This is a genomic window from Larkinella sp. (genome assembly GCF_965227735.1).
Taxonomy (GTDB): Bacteria; Bacteroidota; Bacteroidia; order Cytophagales; family Spirosomataceae; genus Larkinella.
The window spans coordinates 6,195,880-6,212,393 of sequence record NZ_OZ245776.1 but is presented as its reverse complement, the minus strand read 5'-3'; the positions used below and the strand labels follow the sequence as shown (position 1 = coordinate 6,212,393).

The following is a 16,514-nucleotide window of genomic DNA, read 5'->3' as shown; positions in this document are numbered from 1 at the left end:
ACAGCTAAACGGGGCCGCCCGAGCGGCAGTGGGCTAATAAGCCAAAATGTGAATCCGGCGGTTACTTAGTTTAAATCAATTAGTCCGTGAAATCCCTGCAAGATTCAAACCTTCTGACGATCGCACTCACGTACTAAAGTCCGGGGGTACGTTTTGCTTTCGCAACGCGATTCTGTAGTTTTGAGTGACCCCAACCAATGCGTTCTTCGATGAAATCAACGCTTACACTTCTGATAACGACCATGCTTCTGACGGATCTCGCGCCGGTAAACGGCCAATCCACCACGGAAAATCCTTTTTTCACCGCCTACACCACGCCTTTTGGCGTACCGGCTTTCGACAAAATCAAACCGGAACATTACGAACCGGCTTTTGAGGAAGGCATCAAACAACAGGCGGCTGACATTGCGAAAATCACCAGCCAGACCCAGGCACCCACCTTTGCCAACACCATCGAAGCCCTGGAAGCGGGCGGTGACCTGCTCAGCCGGGTAAGCACGGTATTTTTCAACCTCAACAACGCCAACACCAGCGAGGATCTTCAGAAAATCGCCCAGACCATTGCGCCCAAACTGGCGAAAAACGGCGACGACATCGCGCTGAATCCGGCCCTGTTCAAGCGGGTGAAAGCCGTCTATGACCAGCGAAACCAACTCAAACTCACCGGCGAACAGCAGCGGTTGCTCGAAAAAACGTACAAGAATTTTGTCCGGGGCGGGGCTGCTTTGACCGCCGACAAACAGGATCGGCTGCGAAAAATCAATGAAGAACTTTCAGTTCTGACCTTGAAGTTTGGTCAGAATCTACTGGCCGAAAACAACGCCTACACACTGGTAATCGACAAAAAAGAAGACCTCAGCGGTTTGCCCGCTTCGCTCGTAGAAGCGGCTGCCAACGAAGCCAAAAAGCGAAATCAGGCGGATGGCAAGTGGGTTTTTACGCTGCAAAACCCGAGCATCATGCCGTTTTTGCAGTATGCCGACAACCGCGCGCTCCGCGAACAGATTTTCCGGGCCTATCTCGAACGCGGCAATCACAACGACGAACGTGACAACAAGGCGCTGATGGCCAAGATGGTAACGCTTCGGGCCGAAAAAGCGCAGTTGCTGGGCTACGAAAACCACGCGGCTTTTGTGCTGGAAGAAAGCATGGCTTCGACGCCCGCCAGGGTGAGCGAACTCCTCAATCAACTCTGGGCCGCAACCGTTCCGGTGACGAAACAGGAAGCCGCCGAACTGCAGGCACTGATGGACAAGGAAACGGATCCCCGCCGGGGAAAGAACGAAAAACTGGCGAGTTGGGACTGGCGGTATTATGCCGAAAAACTCCGCAAGCAAAAATACGCCCTCGATGGCGAACAGCTCAAACCGTATTTCTCGCTCGAAAACGTCCGCGAAGGCATTTTCATGCTCACCGGGCGGCTCTACGGTTTGCGTTTCGAACGGCGGACAGATCTGCCGGTGTATCACGACGAAGTGACGGGCTACGAGGTGAAAGAAGCCGACGGACGGCACATCGGCATTCTGTACATGGATTTCCACCCGCGCGCCAGCAAACGCGGGGGTGCCTGGATGACCAGTTTCCGGCGGCAGGAAGTGAAAAATGGCCAGAAAATCACGCCGGTGATTTCCATCGTCTGCAACTTCTCGCGCCCGTCGGGCGACGCCCCCGCCTTGCTCAGTCTGGAGGAAACCCGGACGTTTTTCCACGAATTTGGCCACGCCCTGCACGGGTTGCTTTCCAACGTCACCTACGCCAGTTTGTCGGGAACGTCGGTGCCGCGCGACTTCGTGGAGTTGCCGTCGCAGATCATGGAAAACTGGTCGGAGGAAGCGCAAATGCTGAAACTCTACGCCAAACATTACAAAACCGGCGCGGTGATTCCGGACGCGCTGATTGAGAAAATTAACAAAAGCAGTCTGTTCAACCAGGGCTTTGAAACGACTGAATACCTGGCCGCGTCGCTGCTCGACATGGATTACCATACGCTGAAACCCGGCCAGGTGCCGACTGATGTGCTGGCTTTCGAAAAGCAGTCGATGGATAAAATCGGCCTGATCGACCAGATTCCCCCGCGCTACCGGAGCACGTATTTCCAGCACATTTTCGCGGGCGGTTATTCGGCGGGTTATTACAGCTACATCTGGTCGGCGGTATTGGATGCGGATGCCTTTGAAGTGTTCAGGCAGAAAGGATTGTTCGATCAGAAATCCGCCCAGTCGTTCCGCAAAAACGTCCTCGAAAAGGGCGGTACCGACGAACCGATGACACTCTATAAAAATTTCCGGGGCTCCGAACCCGACATCAAACCGCTGCTCCGTCGCCGGGGCTTGCTGAAAGTGCTATAATTGGTTTACGGTTTTCAGTTTACGGTTGGCTGACGCATTCTATGTGACGCGTTGAGCGTGCATCAGCTACCGTAAACTGAAAACCGTAAACCGTAAATGATAAACCGTAAACCTAGAAATGAAAAAATACCTACCCGCCCTCCTGCTGGCTTTCTTCCTCATTTCCTGGACCATCGACGAAGTCCCCCAGGCGGTGATTACCAACGATTCCATCAAGGCAACGCTGTATTTGCCAGATACCGCCACCGGGTATTACCGGGGCACGCGCTTCGACTGGTCGGGCGTGATTGCCAATCTGGAATACAAAGGGCACAGTTATTTCGGCAAGTGGTTTGAGAAGTACGATCCCTATCTGCACGACGCCATCAGCGGCCCGGTCGAAGCGTTTGACCCGATGGGTTACGATCAGGCCAAACCCGGCGACCTGTTCGTGAAGATTGGCGTGGGAAGCCTGCGGAAAATCGACAATGAGCCGTACAAGTTTGTCGCGCCCTACCAACACGTGGATAAAGGGCAGTGGTCGGTTCAGAAAAAAGCCGATCAGGTGCGGTTTACCCATGTGTTGAAGGATGCGGCCGGGTATTCCTACGAATACGAAAAAACCGTGAAGCTTACCAAAGGCAAACCCGAACTGGTGCTGGAACACCGCCTGAAAAATACCGGCAAACAGCGCATCGAAACCGCCGTTTACAACCACAATTTTCTGGTGATCGACCAGCAGCCGTCGGGGCCGGATTTCCGGGTTCAGTTTGGGTTTTCCGCCAAACCGACCGGCGATTTAAAAGACATTCTGGCCAGTAAGAATCAGGAACTTACCTTCCTGAGACCACTCCAGAACCGCGAAAGCATTTACACGCTCGTGGAAGGCTACGGTGCAAGTGCCAGCGATTACGATATCCGGGTTGAAAACACCAAAACCGGCGCGGGCGTCCGGATTCGGGCCGACCGGCCCCTATCGAAACTGGCTTTCTGGTCGAACCCGAAAAACCTCTCGCCCGAACCCTTCATTGCGATCGATGTGGCACCAGGACAGGCGTTTACGTGGAAAATCAGCTATGAGTTTTATACGATGCAGCGGTAAGGAACAGTCGATTCCGCCACGATTCTTCAAAAAGGCATCAGGATTACCTGATGCCTTTTTGGTCAGTTAACGGGCTGCCAGGCCGCGTCGTCGAACTTCGGAAGCTCAATTTTCGCCAGCAGTTCGTCCTCGAGCAAAGCCGCCCATTCAGTCAGGTAGGCCACAACGTCGTCGCGGTGGTTATGGCGGAGGTAACGCTTTTCGATGGGGAAGCGGGCCAACACCCGACGGTCGGTCAGTTTTTCGAGGTTCTTCAGGTCTTCGATCGCCAGACCGGCCTGCAACATTTCGTTAATTACCAGATCGATCGGCATGTAGCTCGTAGGGCAATAGTCGGCCACCTGTTCGTTCCAGTCGCCGTAGCGTTGCATGGCGTAGGCGTGAATCTGGGCTTTGGTCAGTTTGGTCAATTCCTGAGCGAGGTTGCCGCAGTTGCAACCGCCCATGTGCCCCCATTCATACGGAGCGCCTTCCTGTAGTTTCCGGGCGGTCCGGCGCAGCGCATCGATCAGTTCAGGATTCGGTCGTGCCATTTCAGTACAGAGTTTACGATTTTACCAACCCAACAGATTGTGATTTATTTTTGTTTCCTGCAAAAACGTCTCTTTCGAGCAAAAAAAGGTGGCTATTTTTCCTGAAAACCGGCCTGCTCAAACCAGATAAATACCGTCTTCCTTAATGGCAATCTTCCGTTCCCGAAACAAGGCCCCGATGGCTTTCTTGAAGGTCTTCTTGCTCATCTCCAGCGTCTGGTAAATGGCATCCGGTTCGCTGTAATCGTTGAGGGGCAGAAAACCGTTCTGCTCTTTCAACGTGGCCAGAATCCGCTGCGCATTCGGCTCCACGTTTTCGTATCCCGGCTTTTGCAGGCTCACATCGATCCGGTTGTCGTCGCGAATGGTCTTGATGTAGCCCGTCAGCCGGTCGCCGGGATACACCTGCCGGAACACCTCATTGGCGTAGACCAGGCCCCGGTAGCGGTTGTTGATGATGACGTTGATGCCCAGATCGGTCGGCTCCCAGGCCAGCAGCGACACCTCCTGCCCTTCCGTCAGATTGGGTACTTCCGAATCCAGAAACCGGTTAAGCCGGCTCGACGCCACCAGCCGGTCGGTTTCGTGATCGAGGTACAGGTACACGACGTACCAGCGGCCCACTTCCATCGGGCGGCTTTGCTCGCGGTAGGGCACCAGCAAGTCTTTTTCCAGTCCCCAGTCCAGAAACGCCCCCACGCTCGTGACCGAAACCACCTGCAACCGCGCAAACTGATTGCGCTGAATTTTAGGCGTCAGCGTGGTGGCAATGATCCGGTCTTCCGAGTCGGTATAAACGAACACATCGATCGGATCATCGATCCGCAAGGTGCCGGGTACGTATTTGTTCGGGAGCAGGATGTCATTGTCCTCATCATCGCCCAGAAAAACCCCGACGCTGGTTTCGCGGAGGGCAATCAGGGTATTTATTTTTCCAATTTGTATCATTCGAAATGGTATTTCAAGCCCTTTTTACTTCTTCTGCCGGTCGGCCCAGGCATCCATTTTGCGTTCCAGCACGTCCAGCGGCATACAACCGTCTTTTAAAAACTCGTCGTGGAAAGCCGCCAGATTAAATTTGTCGCCCAACTGAGTCTCGTATTTGGTGCGTAACTCCCGGATTTTCAACGCACCGATTTTATACGACAACGCCTGCGCCGGAATGGCCATATACCGCTCAATTTCAGCCACCGCACCCTGTTCCGCAATCGGTTCGTTGTCCATCATATACTTGATGGCTTCTTCGCGGGTCATTTGTTTGGTGTGAATCGCCACATCGACCACCAGCCGGATCGCCCGGTGCATTTCGTCGCTCAAGGCACCCATGTACTGGTATGGATCGGTATAAATACCGAGTTCCTTGCCCAGCGACTCACAATACAACGCCCAGCCTTCGCCGTAGGCACCATACCACGCAAACCGCCGGAATTTGGGCAGATCGGTGCTTTCCTGCTGCAACGAAAACTGGTAATGGTGGCCCGGAATGGCTTCGTGCAGAAACAATGACTCCATGCCTGACGTAACGTTGAATTGGGCCGCATCCGGAATCGGAACGTAGAAAATGCCCGGCCGACTGCCATCCGCCGAGGCCGGGTTGTATTCCGCACTCGCCGAGGCTTCGCGGAACTTCTCCGTCTGCCGGATTTCAAATTTAGACTTCGGTGTTTTGGTAAACATCTTCGCCAGATTCGGCTCGATGCGCGCCAGAATCGTGTTGAAAGCCGCCAGCACGTCTTTCGGCTGTTTGTAGGGATAAAACTTCGGATCGGTTTTGAGGTGGGTGAAAAAATCATTCAGCGAACCGGGAAAGCCCACCTGCGTTTTCACTTTCTCCATTTCGCCCCGAATCCGGGCCACTTCTTTCAGGCCGGTCTGGTAAATTTCCTCCGGCGTTTTGTCGGTGGTCGTCCAGGTTTTGACCAGTTCTTTATACAGCTCCGGGCCTTGCGGAACCACATCGATGCCCGAGGTCGTGCGCGCCTTGGGCAGGTATTCATTCTGAAGAAAATCGCCCAGTTTTTTGTACGTCGGCACGATCTGTTGCAAAATCGCCAGTTTGTAAGCTGCCGTCAGGCGGTTTTTATCCGCTTCGCTAAAGTCTTTCGGCAGGTTCCTGATCGGGCCGTAGAACAGACTCTGGGTCGGGTCGGTCACCACCAGATCGGTCATTTGCGGAATCATTTTCACCACCAGACTTTTCGGCCAGATCATGCCGGTTGCCATGCCTTTCCGGAAATTGGCCACGGCGGTATCACCCCAAACCTGGAAGGCCGAAACCCGCTTCAGCCAGTCGTCGTAATCCTTGACGATTTTGAACGGCTGCGCCCCCGCTCCGCTGCCCAACTGACCAAACGACAGCGTCAGTCCTTCGAACTGCGAAAACGGCACGTATTCGAGGTGAAACTTGAATTGATCCAACTGCAGTTCCAGCTCGCGTTTCAGAATATCGTACGAAATTTTGTCCTGATCCGACAGTTTTTCGCGGTCAAAGGCTTTTATTTTTTCGAGATAGTCGGTGTAAAATGCCTTCGTCCGGGCGAGAAATTCCTGCGAAATGCTGTTGGGCAGCAAGTCGTTGTAGCGGTTGTCGCCCTGATACGTCGCTTCAATCGGGAAGAGCTTCAGGCGTTCTTCGTAATAATTGTCGACGGTTTGGGCGAAATCGGCATTGGCAGCCTTGCTTTCCTGGCCGGTTTTGGAGTTACAAGCCATCATCGAAGCCATTAGCAAAGCAGATACAAGGAGTAGTTTCATGATCGAATCGCATTCGGCAAAAGTTCAGATCGGAAAGTTAGCCATAAACCGCCGAAAACCCTGACAGCTCCGGGCCACCCGGTGATTGAAGACTACTTTCCTTTCAGTAAAAATTGCCCGCACAAATGGTAACATGAACAAAGTCTTGTTAATTTGGGGCTTTCTCACCACCCCTAAACGACCGTTGAATGCGGAGGCTCTTGCCCAACAGGAAAAGTGTTTTGCGAACAGGATGTTGGACACTGGCAATTGGTCTCTACTTTTTCACCGCAGCCACGGCCCAGCCGATTGAATTTCCACAACCCGAGGTCATTTCGGATCGCCAGGGCTTGCCGCAGGCCTTTGTGTCGGCCATTGTTCAGGACCGCCAGGGCTTTATCTGGATGGCCACCCGCGACGGTGTCTGCCGCTACGATGGAAACCGGTTCAAAATCTTCCAGCCGGGCTTCAGGTGACGGTGTTGGGCAATCCGGTTTCGGGGAATTTCATTGAGGTCGAAATACAGGGGGCGGCAGGTCAGGCAGTCCGGTTGGATCTCCGCGATACGGGAGGAAGACCTTTGACTGAACACGTCATTGAAAACGCAAAAACCGTCGAACGACTGTCAATTCCCGTTCACCAGCGGGCTGCCGGACTGTATTTGCTGCACGTTGCGAGCGGCTCCGGGCGGGCGGTTTTGAAAGTGTTGAAGCCCTAATTGCCAAGTTGTTCACGTTAAGCCGTTTGACCCTGTTTTGAACCGGAGTCAAACGGTTTTTTTTCTACTTACTATTTTGTTAGAATCGTGCTTTTCGTTTGCAATAGTTTGCTATTTTAGCAGTGGAAATTGGAACGTATACGCTTTGCGTTGGTCTTGTTCAAAACCGTACACCTCCCCGTTTACGTTCTATTCCTGAAACCACTCAACGTCTTCCGCCAGTTCTGATCCGGCCACGCAATTTCTGTCTACCAAACCATTTTACCTTATGAAACTTCTTTTACGATTACCCTTCCAATGGAGGGGCAGATTGGCGCTCATTCGCCTTTTTTTGTTTGCTCACGTTTTGATCCTGGCCAGTCTGACGAGCCTCCAGGCGCAGACGATTCGTTACGTAAAAGAAGGAGGTTCCGGTGAAGGCTTAAGCTGGGATGATGCTTCTGGGGATTTACTGGCCATGATCAATGCCTCCCAATTCGGCTCCGGCGATCAGGTCTGGGTAGCGAAAGGAATCTATAAACCCGGTTCTGAACCGTGGCACCGGTTTGAACTGACCGATGGAGTATCGATTTATGGCGGATTTGAGGGGGGCGAAACTTCCCTTGCGGAGCGGGTACTGACGTACCCCTCCTCCACCACGCTGAGCGGGGAAATCGGCGATCCGGGCACGACATCGGACAATAGTTACCACGTTGTGGCTTGTGTGAGGGGCAGTCGGTCAACGATTCTGGACGGTTTTGTGATAACCGGGGGGAATGCCCACGGGGAATATAACGATGCTCACGGAGGGGGCGTATTCAATGAAAGTGGCTGTGGGTATGGTGATCCTATCATTCGAAATTGTTACTTCACCGGTAACCAGGCCAGCAGTGGGGGCGGTTTTTATTCCGAGGGATCAGACAGTCATCCCCTTCTGATCAACTGTGTATTCTTCAAAAATACGGCGGACGGGGATGTAGGGGGCGGAGCCATGACCATTTCGGGTTCCGAAGCGATCGTGATCAACTGTACCTTTGTCAGAAACCGGTCCACCAACGGAAATGCCATCCAAAATAAAGGCACACTCGCCCTGACCAATAGCATCCTGTGGAATAACCTACCCAGTTATGACGGTGAAATTCAGGGGAATGATGGGCTGGATATCGTTGATGATGGAACGCTCACCGTCACCTACACCATTAACCAGGACAATCTTCCCGGCCTGGGCAATCAGGTTTCCAACCCGGCTTTTGCCAACGAAGCAGACGGCGACCTGAGCCTGACGTCCTGTTCATTTGCCATCAATTCCGGAAATCTGGCTTCCTACACGGCTGTGAGCGGCCCGGATAAGGCTATCGCTGGCGAAAACCGGGTTTTCGGCGGTTATATCGACCGGGGCGCATTCGAGTTTCAGGGCGAAACGGACGCGCTTTTTTTCATCAATCCGGCTCCACTAAGTTTAACGATCTGTGCGACTCCCGCAGGTCATTTGTATTCATCGGCACAGGTGACATTTGGTTTAGGGGGGAAGGGCCCCGTTACCTATGCGTTTTATAAGGATGGGGTCAAATATGATGAGTATGAAGCCGGGGTCAATGATGCTACCTTTTTCTATACATCGGATATGTCTTCCGGAGCGTATCGCGTAGTGGTTTCCAATGCGTGCGGTTCCATCACGTCTGAGCCTTTCAGCCTGACCGTTTTGCCCCATCCCACGGTTACGATTGTCGCATCGACCACCGGCTCGGGTGCCGTGACCGTACTCCAGAATACCAGCCCGGTTTCTCTCACCGCCAGCGGGTGTGAGGGAACGCTGTTCTGGACCGGACCCGGATCGCCCAGCGGTTCGTCAATCTCGATTCCTACGTCAACCACCGGCACATTCGCGTATTCCGTCTATTGCCAGGAGGGCAGTTGCATCAGTCCAACGGCTTCCTTTACCGTCATCGTCAACCCCGCACCGACGGTGACCGGCAGTTTCGACGGCTTTCTGTACGGCGCCGATTGCAGCACCTTCCGGGGCTGGGCCTGGGACCGCAACAAACCCAATACGGTTTTTTCCGTCGATCTTTACGACGGGGCTACTTTCAAGGGTTCCATAGCAGCCAATGAGTTCCGGCAGGATCTGAAGGACGCGGGCAAGGGCAACGGCATCCACGCCTTTCGCTGGACCATTCCCGAAGACCTGAAAGACGGGCAGGTTCATTCGCTCTCCGCCCGCATACAAGGGAGCAGTTTTACCCTGAAAGAGGGTCCCAAAACAATCCAGTGTCAGACCGGCACACCCCCGCCCCCGGCCAATAAACCGCCCGTGGCACCCACCATGTCGCCGTTGGTCGCCCAGCAAGGTGTGGACTTCATTACCACCCTGCCGGTTTTCACCGATCCGGAAGGCGGAACGCTCAGTTATGGCCTGGCAGGCCTGCCCACTGGTCTGACGTTCACCAGCGGCACGCGCCAGATTACCGGAAAACCCGGCGTTGAAGGCGGTTTTGTGCTGACATATTCAGCCACCGATGCTCAGAACGCTACCAATAGCGTGAGTTTTAACCTGACCGTGGCCGGATCGACCCCCATCGTCACGGGTAGCTTTGAAGGCTATCTCGACAAAGTGGAATGTGGCACGATTCGCGGCTGGGTCTGGGACCGCAACAAACCCAATACGCCCCTGACCGTCGAGTTCTACACCATCGATGCGGTTTTGGGCAGCGTGGTCGCCAACATCTACCGGGTGGATTTGAAGAATGCCGGGAAGGGCAACGGCGCGCATGCCTACAGTTTCGAAGTGCCAGCGGGATTGAAAGACGGCAACACCCGCCTGATCCGCGCCCGGGTGTCCGGTTCAACCTATGACTTGAAGGATTCGGGCAAACCGCTCAACTGTCCGTCGCCGGTTCGGCTTTCAGCCGAACCCCATTCTCAGTTGCAGGTAACGGTGCTGGGCAACCCGGTTAGCGATCAGGTCGTAATCGAAATCCGGGGTGCCGAAAGCCAGCCGCTGCGGTTTCAGTTGTCCGATGCCAGCGGGCGGTTGTTGCATGAACACCAGATTGGGGTGGCCAGACCGGTGGAACGCCAGACCGTATCGATCCAGCATCAGCCCCCCGGCCTGCTCCTGCTGCGCGTCGATACCAGAGGAAAAAGTCACACGCTGAAAATTCTGAAACGCTAATCATTCTAGGACTTTCGCATTTGCCCCTAAATAGATTTGGAGTCTTTTTGGGGGCTATCGAAAGTGAGTGGCAACGACATCAGGATCGATGCAGTTTATAGGGTCTTTTTCCTATCTTTACTCCCTGTTCTTTTAACCGACAACGCGTACATGCAAGCCACCCTTTCTCCACCGGTTATACGTACCAAAATACCCACATACATCTACGCCGTGGTGTTTTCCTCGCTCTGCATCGTGTGGGGCCTGCTCTGGGACATCATGTGGCACATGAGCATTGGCCGCGACGGCCTGTTTGCGCCCCCGCATCTGCTCATGTACGTTGGAGCGGTCGTGGCGGGTGCTTTTTCGGGGTTTAAGATTCTGCAGTTGACCTTCGCCAAAAGGAACCCCGAGCGAACCGGTTCCGTCCGGTTCTGGGGTATTTTCTACGGATCGCTGGGTGCCATGTACTGCGTCTGGGGTGCCTTGACCATGCTGACCTCCGCGCCCTTCGACGACTGGTGGCACAACACCTACGGCCTTGACGTCCAGATCCTGACACCTCCGCATACGGTTTTGCTGATTGGCATGATGACGGTGCAGTTTGGGGCCATGATTGGCGTGCTGGCGTTGCAAAACCGGGTAACCAACGGTCTTTTGTCAGACAACGAACGGGATAAGAAACAGGCGCAGCGGCTCAAGATCATGTTCACCATTGCCGCCGGTCTGCTATTGAGCATCCTGTATACGATGCTCGCCGAAAAACTGGGGCAGTGGGCTTCCCACCATTCTTCGTCCTACATTACCATCGGCATTGCGTTTCCGTTTTACCTGCTGGCGGTGGGCCGCGCGTCATCACTTCGATACCCGATCACCCTCACGGCGGCTGCCTACATGCTGACGATGCTGATTCCGAGCTGGATTCTGCCTTTCTTCCCGGCCACGCCCCGGCTCGGCCCGGTCCTGAACCCCATTACCCACTACCAGGCTTTCATGTTCCCGCTTTTGCTGGTCATTCCCGGTTTCGTGCTCGACAAACTGCTCCACCGCTTCGATGGCGGCAAGATCAACGACTGGCTTTTGGCTGCGCTCACCGGTACGGTTTTTATACTGGTGATCACGGTGGTTCAGTGGTATTTCGGTGAATTTCTCCATACGTCTCCCTACGCCCAAAACGGTTTTTTCTTTTCCGATTCCATGTCGTACGGGGAAGACCCTACCTGGCCGTATCATCACCAGTTTCATCCACACTGGCTACAGTCGACGCCGGACTTTCTGAAAGGCATCGGGATTGCCATCCTTTGCGCCATCGGGTCGGCCCGGGTAGGGCTGCTCTGGGGCAACTGGATGAAACGGGTACAACGCTGAGGATTAAGAGTTATGAATTATGAGTTAATAGGTAAGATGGTGCGTCCTTTCAAAATGAAGAATTTCCTGGTGCGGGTCCTGTTGTATTCATTCATTCTCTCATTCGCTAATACATTCATTGCTTTCGCCCACGTCGGTAGTCCGGGTGTTCTGGTGCAGAAGCAGGCCGGGAAATATCAGGTGCTGGTGAGCGTTATTCCGCCGGATGTGGTGCCCGGAACGGCCAAAGTAACGGTTTTTATAGAGAGCGGGCGGGCGTCGTCCATTCTGGCACGGCCCATCTATTTTTCGTCCGGCGACGAAGGGGCGCCGGTTCACGATGAGCTTCAACCCGTGGCAGAAAACCGCTACGAGGGCGTGGTCTGGATGATGGATTCCGGCTCGTCCAGCATCGAACTGAACATCGACGGCCCCGACGGAAAAGCCTCTCTGGTGGCCCCGGTTCTTTCGGTTCCGACCAAAATGGAGCCCATGCCCACCGGAACCGGCGTTGGTTTGGCGGCTCTCGGCATTTTGCTGGTCGTCCTGTTCATCACCACGGTGGGGGCCAGCCTGGCCGACGGAACACTGAAACCGGGTCAGTCCGTACCTACTTCCTACCGCCGGAAGCGGCTGGTCGGCATGGGCATTGCCGCCATTCTGCTGGGCGTTGGCCTGACCGGCTGGCGAACGTGGTGGACGAGTTGGGCGGATCAGTATCGCAACCACGAACTGTATGCGCCGACGCCGATTCAGTCCACCGTGAAAGCAACGGCCAACGGACAGCCGGTTCTGACAATCCGGATCGACACCTCGCACTTCGCCGAAGGCGGCATCAAACGCCGTCGTCTGGGTTTCATCGTGCCGGATCACGGCAAGCTGATGCACGTTTTTCTGGCCCGAACGCCCGGACTCGATGCCTTCGCCCACCTCCACCCCGACCGGAAAGAACTCGACCAGTTTGCGTCGAACCTGCCCGATTTGCCCGCAGGCCAGTATCTGCTGTATGCCGACGTGGTGTTCCGCAGCGGTTTTGCCGAGACGTTGACCGACACCATCACGATTCCCGATCACTCCCAAAAAACCGTTGCGACAGTAAGAACCCGCACGGAAACCGACCCGGACGATAGCTGGCTGGTGACCGAAGCCCTGGGCGTCAAACCCAATGCCGTGGGCGTACCGCATCTGGACGACGACATGGTTTTGTGCGGCATTCCGGGGGCCAGTTCCAAGCTGAGCGATGGTTCGACCCTGCTCTGGACCGACAAACCGGCTGCCGTGCTGGAAACCGGAACACCCTATGTTCTTAAATTCGCCCTGGCCGACGCCCAGGGCAAACCCGCGCCCCTAGAACCGTATCTGGGCATGGATGGCCACGCGGCCATTGTGCGCTCCGACGGCACGGTGTATATCCACCTGCATCCGGTGGGGACCTATTCGATGGCAGCCGAATCCTTTCTGGTCGACCGCATCGCCGACACCACGCGCCGGTTTCAGTATCCCGATGCGACCCAGTTCCGCGACAGCATCGACCGCTACGTGGCCCGGCTGAAACAATTGCCCGAAGCGGAGAAGAATGCGTTGTTGCTGGCGGGGATGCCCGCGATGTCGCACCTGATGAAAGTCAACAACATGGTCGAATTTCCGTATGCCTTTCCCCGATCCGGCCATTATCGCATCTGGGTGCAGGTCAAACGCAATGGACAGGTGCTGACGGGCGTTTTTGATACGCAGGTGAAGGACGGTTTGCTCTAATCGTCTATCTTTACGAAAAGCCAACTTTGCGTTATGAGAATTGTGTGTGTGTGGAGTCTTTTTTTTCTGACGACAACCGTTTTTGCTCAAACTAAGAAACCAGCGATAAAATCCGGGCCGGGCCAGCAGGTCTACGAACAATACTGCCTCACCTGCCACCAGGCCGATGGCGGAGGTGTTCCGAGTCTGAATCCGCCCCTGAAGCAAACCGATTGGGTGCAAGGCGACAAAACCCGGCTGATCAATGTCATTCTGAAAGGACTCCAGGAACCGATCGAAATCAACGGAGAAACGTTTGACAACGTGATGCCCGCCCATGATTTTCTGTCCGACAAAGAAATCGCTGACGTTCTGACTTTCATTCGCAACAGTTTCGGAAACAAAGCCGATGCCATTACGGCGGAGGACGTGAAGAAAGTGCGCAGTGCAAAATAAAACCGGATGAACCGATTGCCCGGCCCCGTTGGATTACACCAATTAAAAGATTAACTAGGATGGCCGATTGAAAGCGGCCTTACCCGTTCCGTGATTCCTATAACCCATGAAAACGTTTGTACTCTCTCTCCTGTTCGTTGCCGGTTTAACCGCTTCGGCTTTTGCCCAACCCAAGTCGCCGGTGGGCCTGCAATTGTATAGTTTCCGGGAACAGTTCCCGAAAGATGTTCCCGGAATGCTGGCGAAAGTCCGCCAGATGGGTTTCCGCGAAGTCGAACTGGCCGGAACGTACGGAATGGAACCCGCAGAATTTCGGAAACTGGTTGAAAAAAACGGCCTGAAACCGATCAGCACCGGCGCTTCATACGAGGATTTGTCCAACAACGTTCCGAAGGTGCTGGCCGAAGCCAAAGCACTGGGCGTCAAATACGTAATGTGTGCCTGGATTCCGCATACTGGCGACGTCTTTACGCTGGAAGATGCCAAAAAGGCGGCCGATGTGTTCAACACCGCCGGAAAACTCCTGAAAGACCACGGCATTCTGTTCTGTTACCACATCCACGGCTACGAGTTTCAACCGTATAAGGACGGCACCTTTTTCGATTATTTAGCCGAAAATCTGGAGCCTCGCTATTGTAACTTCGAAATGGACGTCTTCTGGGTAAAACACCCCGGCCAGGACCCGGTTGCACTCCTGAAAAAATACCCGAACCGCTTTCCGCTCATGCACCTGAAAGACCGCAAACCCGGCACGCCCGGCAACAACACCGGCCACGTCGACGTGGAATCGAACGTTGCCATTGGCAAAGGCGATCTGGGCATTGCCGAGATTATGAAGCAGGCCAAAAAATCGGGCGTCAAGCATTATTTCATCGAAGACGAATCCTCGCGATCGATGGAGCAGATGCCCGAAAGCGTAGCGTATTTGCAGAGCTTGAAGTAAACCCTGACAGCGGTCGAAGATCCTGTCAGCGGCAACCATCCATACAACCGCTGACAGGATCTTCGACCGCTGTCAGGGCTTTTTCAGGCCGAAACATTCAGGTGTTTGCCACTGGATTCCCGGTTTTTCTGCGGATCGTAGGCGATGAAGAACGTCAGCCACGACCGGCGCGCCAGCCGGAAAAAATAGGGTGTCAGGATCACCAGCGTCGGCACCAGCCCCATCAGGTAATAGTCCAGATCGACCTTTAGCCAGCTCACGAACACGAAAAAGGTGAGAAGGGTGTAGATGGTGTAAAACGCGTAACTCACAAACATGGAACCCCAGTAGAATCCCGGTTCGGGAATGAGTGCTTCCCCACAATGCGAACAATTTTCGTGCATCTCGTCAAACCGGCGGCTGTAGGCACTGCTGGTGATGAAAAAGTCGCCCTGATGACAACGGGGACATTTGTTGAACACGACGCTATACAATCGATTATCTTTTAACATGGCTTTCGGAGTTTAACGTACCCGGAGGCCGTTGGCCAACCGGTACGCAACAAAGGTACTCCACAGAGCCTCATTTCGGAAAGACAGAACCGGGCAGGTATGGTACAAATCAACGATCAGACAATCACCGACTGGCGAAACTCGGCGGGTGTTTGGCGGGTATGTTTTTTAAAAAACCGGACAAAATAAGACGGATCGTCGAAGCCCAGCAGAAAACCGATTTCCTTCACCGACTGCGCTGTGTGCGTCAACAGCCGTTGCGCTTCGATGGTAAGCCGTTCGTGCAGCAACTGGCTGGCGGTTTTTCCCAGCACTTTTTTGCAGATGTGATTGAGGTAATTGGGCGTCAGGTGCATCTGTTCGGCATAAGCCGCCACTTCCCGAACCGTTAAAAACTGCTGTTCCAGCAATTCCTCATACTGCCGGATTTTGTCGAAAAGATGCGTATCGGTATCGGCCTGTTTTTCGGTATAGAGCCGATTGGCGGTTTCGAGCAGCAGGTGGACAAAGGAGAGAAAAACCTCCGGCCGGTTTGGCTGCCGGGCGTCGTATTCCTGCCAGGCATAGCGAAACAAATCCCGGAACACGGCTGGTTTCTCGGCGACTTCCAGCAAGGGCTGGTGTTGGTGGGAATGGAAAAAGGGATACTGAAACAAGCGGTTTCCGAACCGGCTGCGGAAAAAATTGGCTTCAAAAAACAGATTGAACCCTTCCACATCGTCGGACAACTGCCAACTGTGAACCTGCCCCGGTGTCAGAAAATAAAGCTGGCAGGGCGCAATCGGATACGTTTTAAAGTCGATGGTGTGGGTGCCGCTGCCTTTGATGATCCACATCACGAGATAAAACGTGTGCGAATGCGGTTTATCGATGCCTTTGAATTCCTGCACCAGTTTTTCCAGCCTCGTCATATAAAAGAGCGCGTTGGGCTCGTGACGGGGAAAAGCCTGAAGTTTGTAAACCGGGACGGGCGTGGACATGGGATTTAAAATTTAAATGA

14 protein-coding genes are annotated in these 16,514 nt (G+C 54.2%); 9 read left to right on the top strand and 5 right to left on the bottom strand.

Annotation, left to right across the window (positions count from 1 at the left end; genetic code table 11):
- The first annotated feature begins 209 nt into the window (after nucleotides 1–209).
- A complete protein-coding gene (locus ACO064_RS24315; protein ID WP_421829799.1) occupies nucleotides 210–2,348 on the top strand; it encodes a M3 family metallopeptidase in 2,139 nt (712 codons plus the stop codon).
- A gap of 118 nt (nucleotides 2,349–2,466) precedes the next feature.
- The gene (locus ACO064_RS24310) at nucleotides 2,467–3,429 is read left to right on the top strand and encodes a hypothetical protein (RefSeq protein ID WP_421829798.1); all 963 of its coding nucleotides are present in this window, start codon (nucleotides 2,467–2,469) and stop codon (nucleotides 3,427–3,429) included.
- Nucleotides 3,430–3,491: 62 nt separating this feature from the next.
- Here the strand turns inward: ACO064_RS24310 and ACO064_RS24305 are convergent, their stop codons facing one another.
- The 3 genes from ACO064_RS24305 to ACO064_RS24295 all read right to left on the bottom strand — a co-directional run bounded on the left by ACO064_RS24305 (nucleotide 3,492) and on the right by ACO064_RS24295 (nucleotide 6,716).
- Entirely contained in the window at nucleotides 3,492–3,962 is a 471-nt protein-coding gene (locus tag ACO064_RS24305; protein ID WP_421829797.1) for a hypothetical protein, read from the bottom strand.
- Nucleotides 3,963–4,079: 117 nt separating this feature from the next.
- Entirely contained in the window at nucleotides 4,080–4,910 is an 831-nt protein-coding gene (locus ACO064_RS24300) for a S1 RNA-binding domain-containing protein (RefSeq protein ID WP_421829796.1), read from the bottom strand.
- A 24-nt stretch (nucleotides 4,911–4,934) separates the two neighbouring features.
- Complete coding sequence (locus tag ACO064_RS24295; protein ID WP_421829795.1) at nucleotides 4,935–6,716, bottom strand: DUF885 domain-containing protein; 1,782 nt, start codon at nucleotides 6,714–6,716, stop codon at nucleotides 4,935–4,937.
- Between the two features lie 221 nt (nucleotides 6,717–6,937).
- Here ACO064_RS24295 and ACO064_RS24290 point away from each other — a divergent pair, with 221 nt between their 5' ends.
- The 7 genes from ACO064_RS24290 to ACO064_RS24260 all read left to right on the top strand — a co-directional run bounded on the left by ACO064_RS24290 (nucleotide 6,938) and on the right by ACO064_RS24260 (nucleotide 15,023).
- Nucleotides 6,938–7,171, top strand: coding sequence for a two-component regulator propeller domain-containing protein (locus ACO064_RS24290; RefSeq protein WP_421829794.1), 234 nt, complete (start codon nucleotides 6,938–6,940; stop codon nucleotides 7,169–7,171).
- Entirely contained in the window at nucleotides 7,168–7,413 is a 246-nt protein-coding gene (locus tag ACO064_RS24285; RefSeq protein ID WP_421829793.1) for a T9SS type A sorting domain-containing protein, read from the top strand. Before ACO064_RS24290 ends, ACO064_RS24285 begins: the two co-directional genes overlap by 4 nt.
- A gap of 331 nt (nucleotides 7,414–7,744) precedes the next feature.
- The gene (locus tag ACO064_RS24280; RefSeq protein ID WP_421829792.1) at nucleotides 7,745–10,564 is read left to right on the top strand and encodes a putative Ig domain-containing protein; all 2,820 of its coding nucleotides are present in this window, start codon (nucleotides 7,745–7,747) and stop codon (nucleotides 10,562–10,564) included.
- Nucleotides 10,565–10,714: 150 nt separating this feature from the next.
- A complete protein-coding gene (locus tag ACO064_RS24275; RefSeq protein WP_421829791.1) occupies nucleotides 10,715–11,911 on the top strand; it encodes a hypothetical protein in 1,197 nt (398 codons plus the stop codon).
- A gap of 54 nt (nucleotides 11,912–11,965) precedes the next feature.
- Entirely contained in the window at nucleotides 11,966–13,645 is a 1,680-nt protein-coding gene (locus ACO064_RS24270) for a hypothetical protein (RefSeq protein ID WP_421829790.1), read from the top strand.
- 33 nt (nucleotides 13,646–13,678) lie between these two features.
- A complete protein-coding gene (locus ACO064_RS24265) occupies nucleotides 13,679–14,080 on the top strand; it encodes a c-type cytochrome (protein WP_421829788.1) in 402 nt (133 codons plus the stop codon).
- A gap of 106 nt (nucleotides 14,081–14,186) precedes the next feature.
- Complete coding sequence (locus ACO064_RS24260) at nucleotides 14,187–15,023, top strand: sugar phosphate isomerase/epimerase family protein (RefSeq protein WP_421829787.1); 837 nt, start codon at nucleotides 14,187–14,189, stop codon at nucleotides 15,021–15,023.
- A gap of 83 nt (nucleotides 15,024–15,106) precedes the next feature.
- On the opposite strand, the gene ACO064_RS24255 is transcribed toward ACO064_RS24260, so the two are convergent.
- Together ACO064_RS24255 and ACO064_RS24250 are read right to left on the bottom strand one after the other, a co-directional pair.
- Nucleotides 15,107–15,514, bottom strand: a complete 408-nt coding sequence (locus ACO064_RS24255; protein ID WP_421829786.1) for a DUF983 domain-containing protein — start codon at nucleotides 15,512–15,514, stop codon at nucleotides 15,107–15,109.
- A gap of 116 nt (nucleotides 15,515–15,630) precedes the next feature.
- Nucleotides 15,631–16,494, bottom strand: a complete 864-nt coding sequence (locus ACO064_RS24250) for a helix-turn-helix domain-containing protein (RefSeq protein ID WP_421829785.1) — start codon at nucleotides 16,492–16,494, stop codon at nucleotides 15,631–15,633.
- Nucleotides 16,495–16,514 lie beyond the last annotated feature (20 nt).

Excerpts from the sequence above, each read along its gene's own strand:
- ACO064_RS24315 (WP_421829799.1), top strand. The coding sequence starts at position 210 with ATGAAATCAACGCTTACACTTCTGATAACGACCATGCTTCTGACGGAT.
- ACO064_RS24310 (WP_421829798.1), top strand. The coding sequence starts at position 2,467 with ATGAAAAAATACCTACCCGCCCTCCTGCTGGCTTTCTTCCTCATTTCC.
- ACO064_RS24305 (WP_421829797.1), bottom strand. The coding sequence starts at position 3,962 with ATGGCACGACCGAATCCTGAACTGATCGATGCGCTGCGCCGGACCGCC.
- ACO064_RS24300 (WP_421829796.1), bottom strand. The coding sequence starts at position 4,910 with ATGATACAAATTGGAAAAATAAATACCCTGATTGCCCTCCGCGAAACC.
- ACO064_RS24295 (WP_421829795.1), bottom strand. The coding sequence starts at position 6,716 with ATGAAACTACTCCTTGTATCTGCTTTGCTAATGGCTTCGATGATGGCT.
- ACO064_RS24275 (WP_421829791.1), top strand. The coding sequence starts at position 10,715 with ATGCAAGCCACCCTTTCTCCACCGGTTATACGTACCAAAATACCCACA.
- ACO064_RS24270 (WP_421829790.1), top strand. The coding sequence starts at position 11,966 with ATGAAGAATTTCCTGGTGCGGGTCCTGTTGTATTCATTCATTCTCTCA.
- ACO064_RS24265 (WP_421829788.1), top strand. The coding sequence starts at position 13,679 with ATGAGAATTGTGTGTGTGTGGAGTCTTTTTTTTCTGACGACAACCGTT.
- ACO064_RS24260 (WP_421829787.1), top strand. The coding sequence starts at position 14,187 with ATGAAAACGTTTGTACTCTCTCTCCTGTTCGTTGCCGGTTTAACCGCT.
- ACO064_RS24255 (WP_421829786.1), bottom strand. The coding sequence starts at position 15,514 with ATGTTAAAAGATAATCGATTGTATAGCGTCGTGTTCAACAAATGTCCC.
- ACO064_RS24250 (WP_421829785.1), bottom strand. The coding sequence starts at position 16,494 with ATGTCCACGCCCGTCCCGGTTTACAAACTTCAGGCTTTTCCCCGTCAC.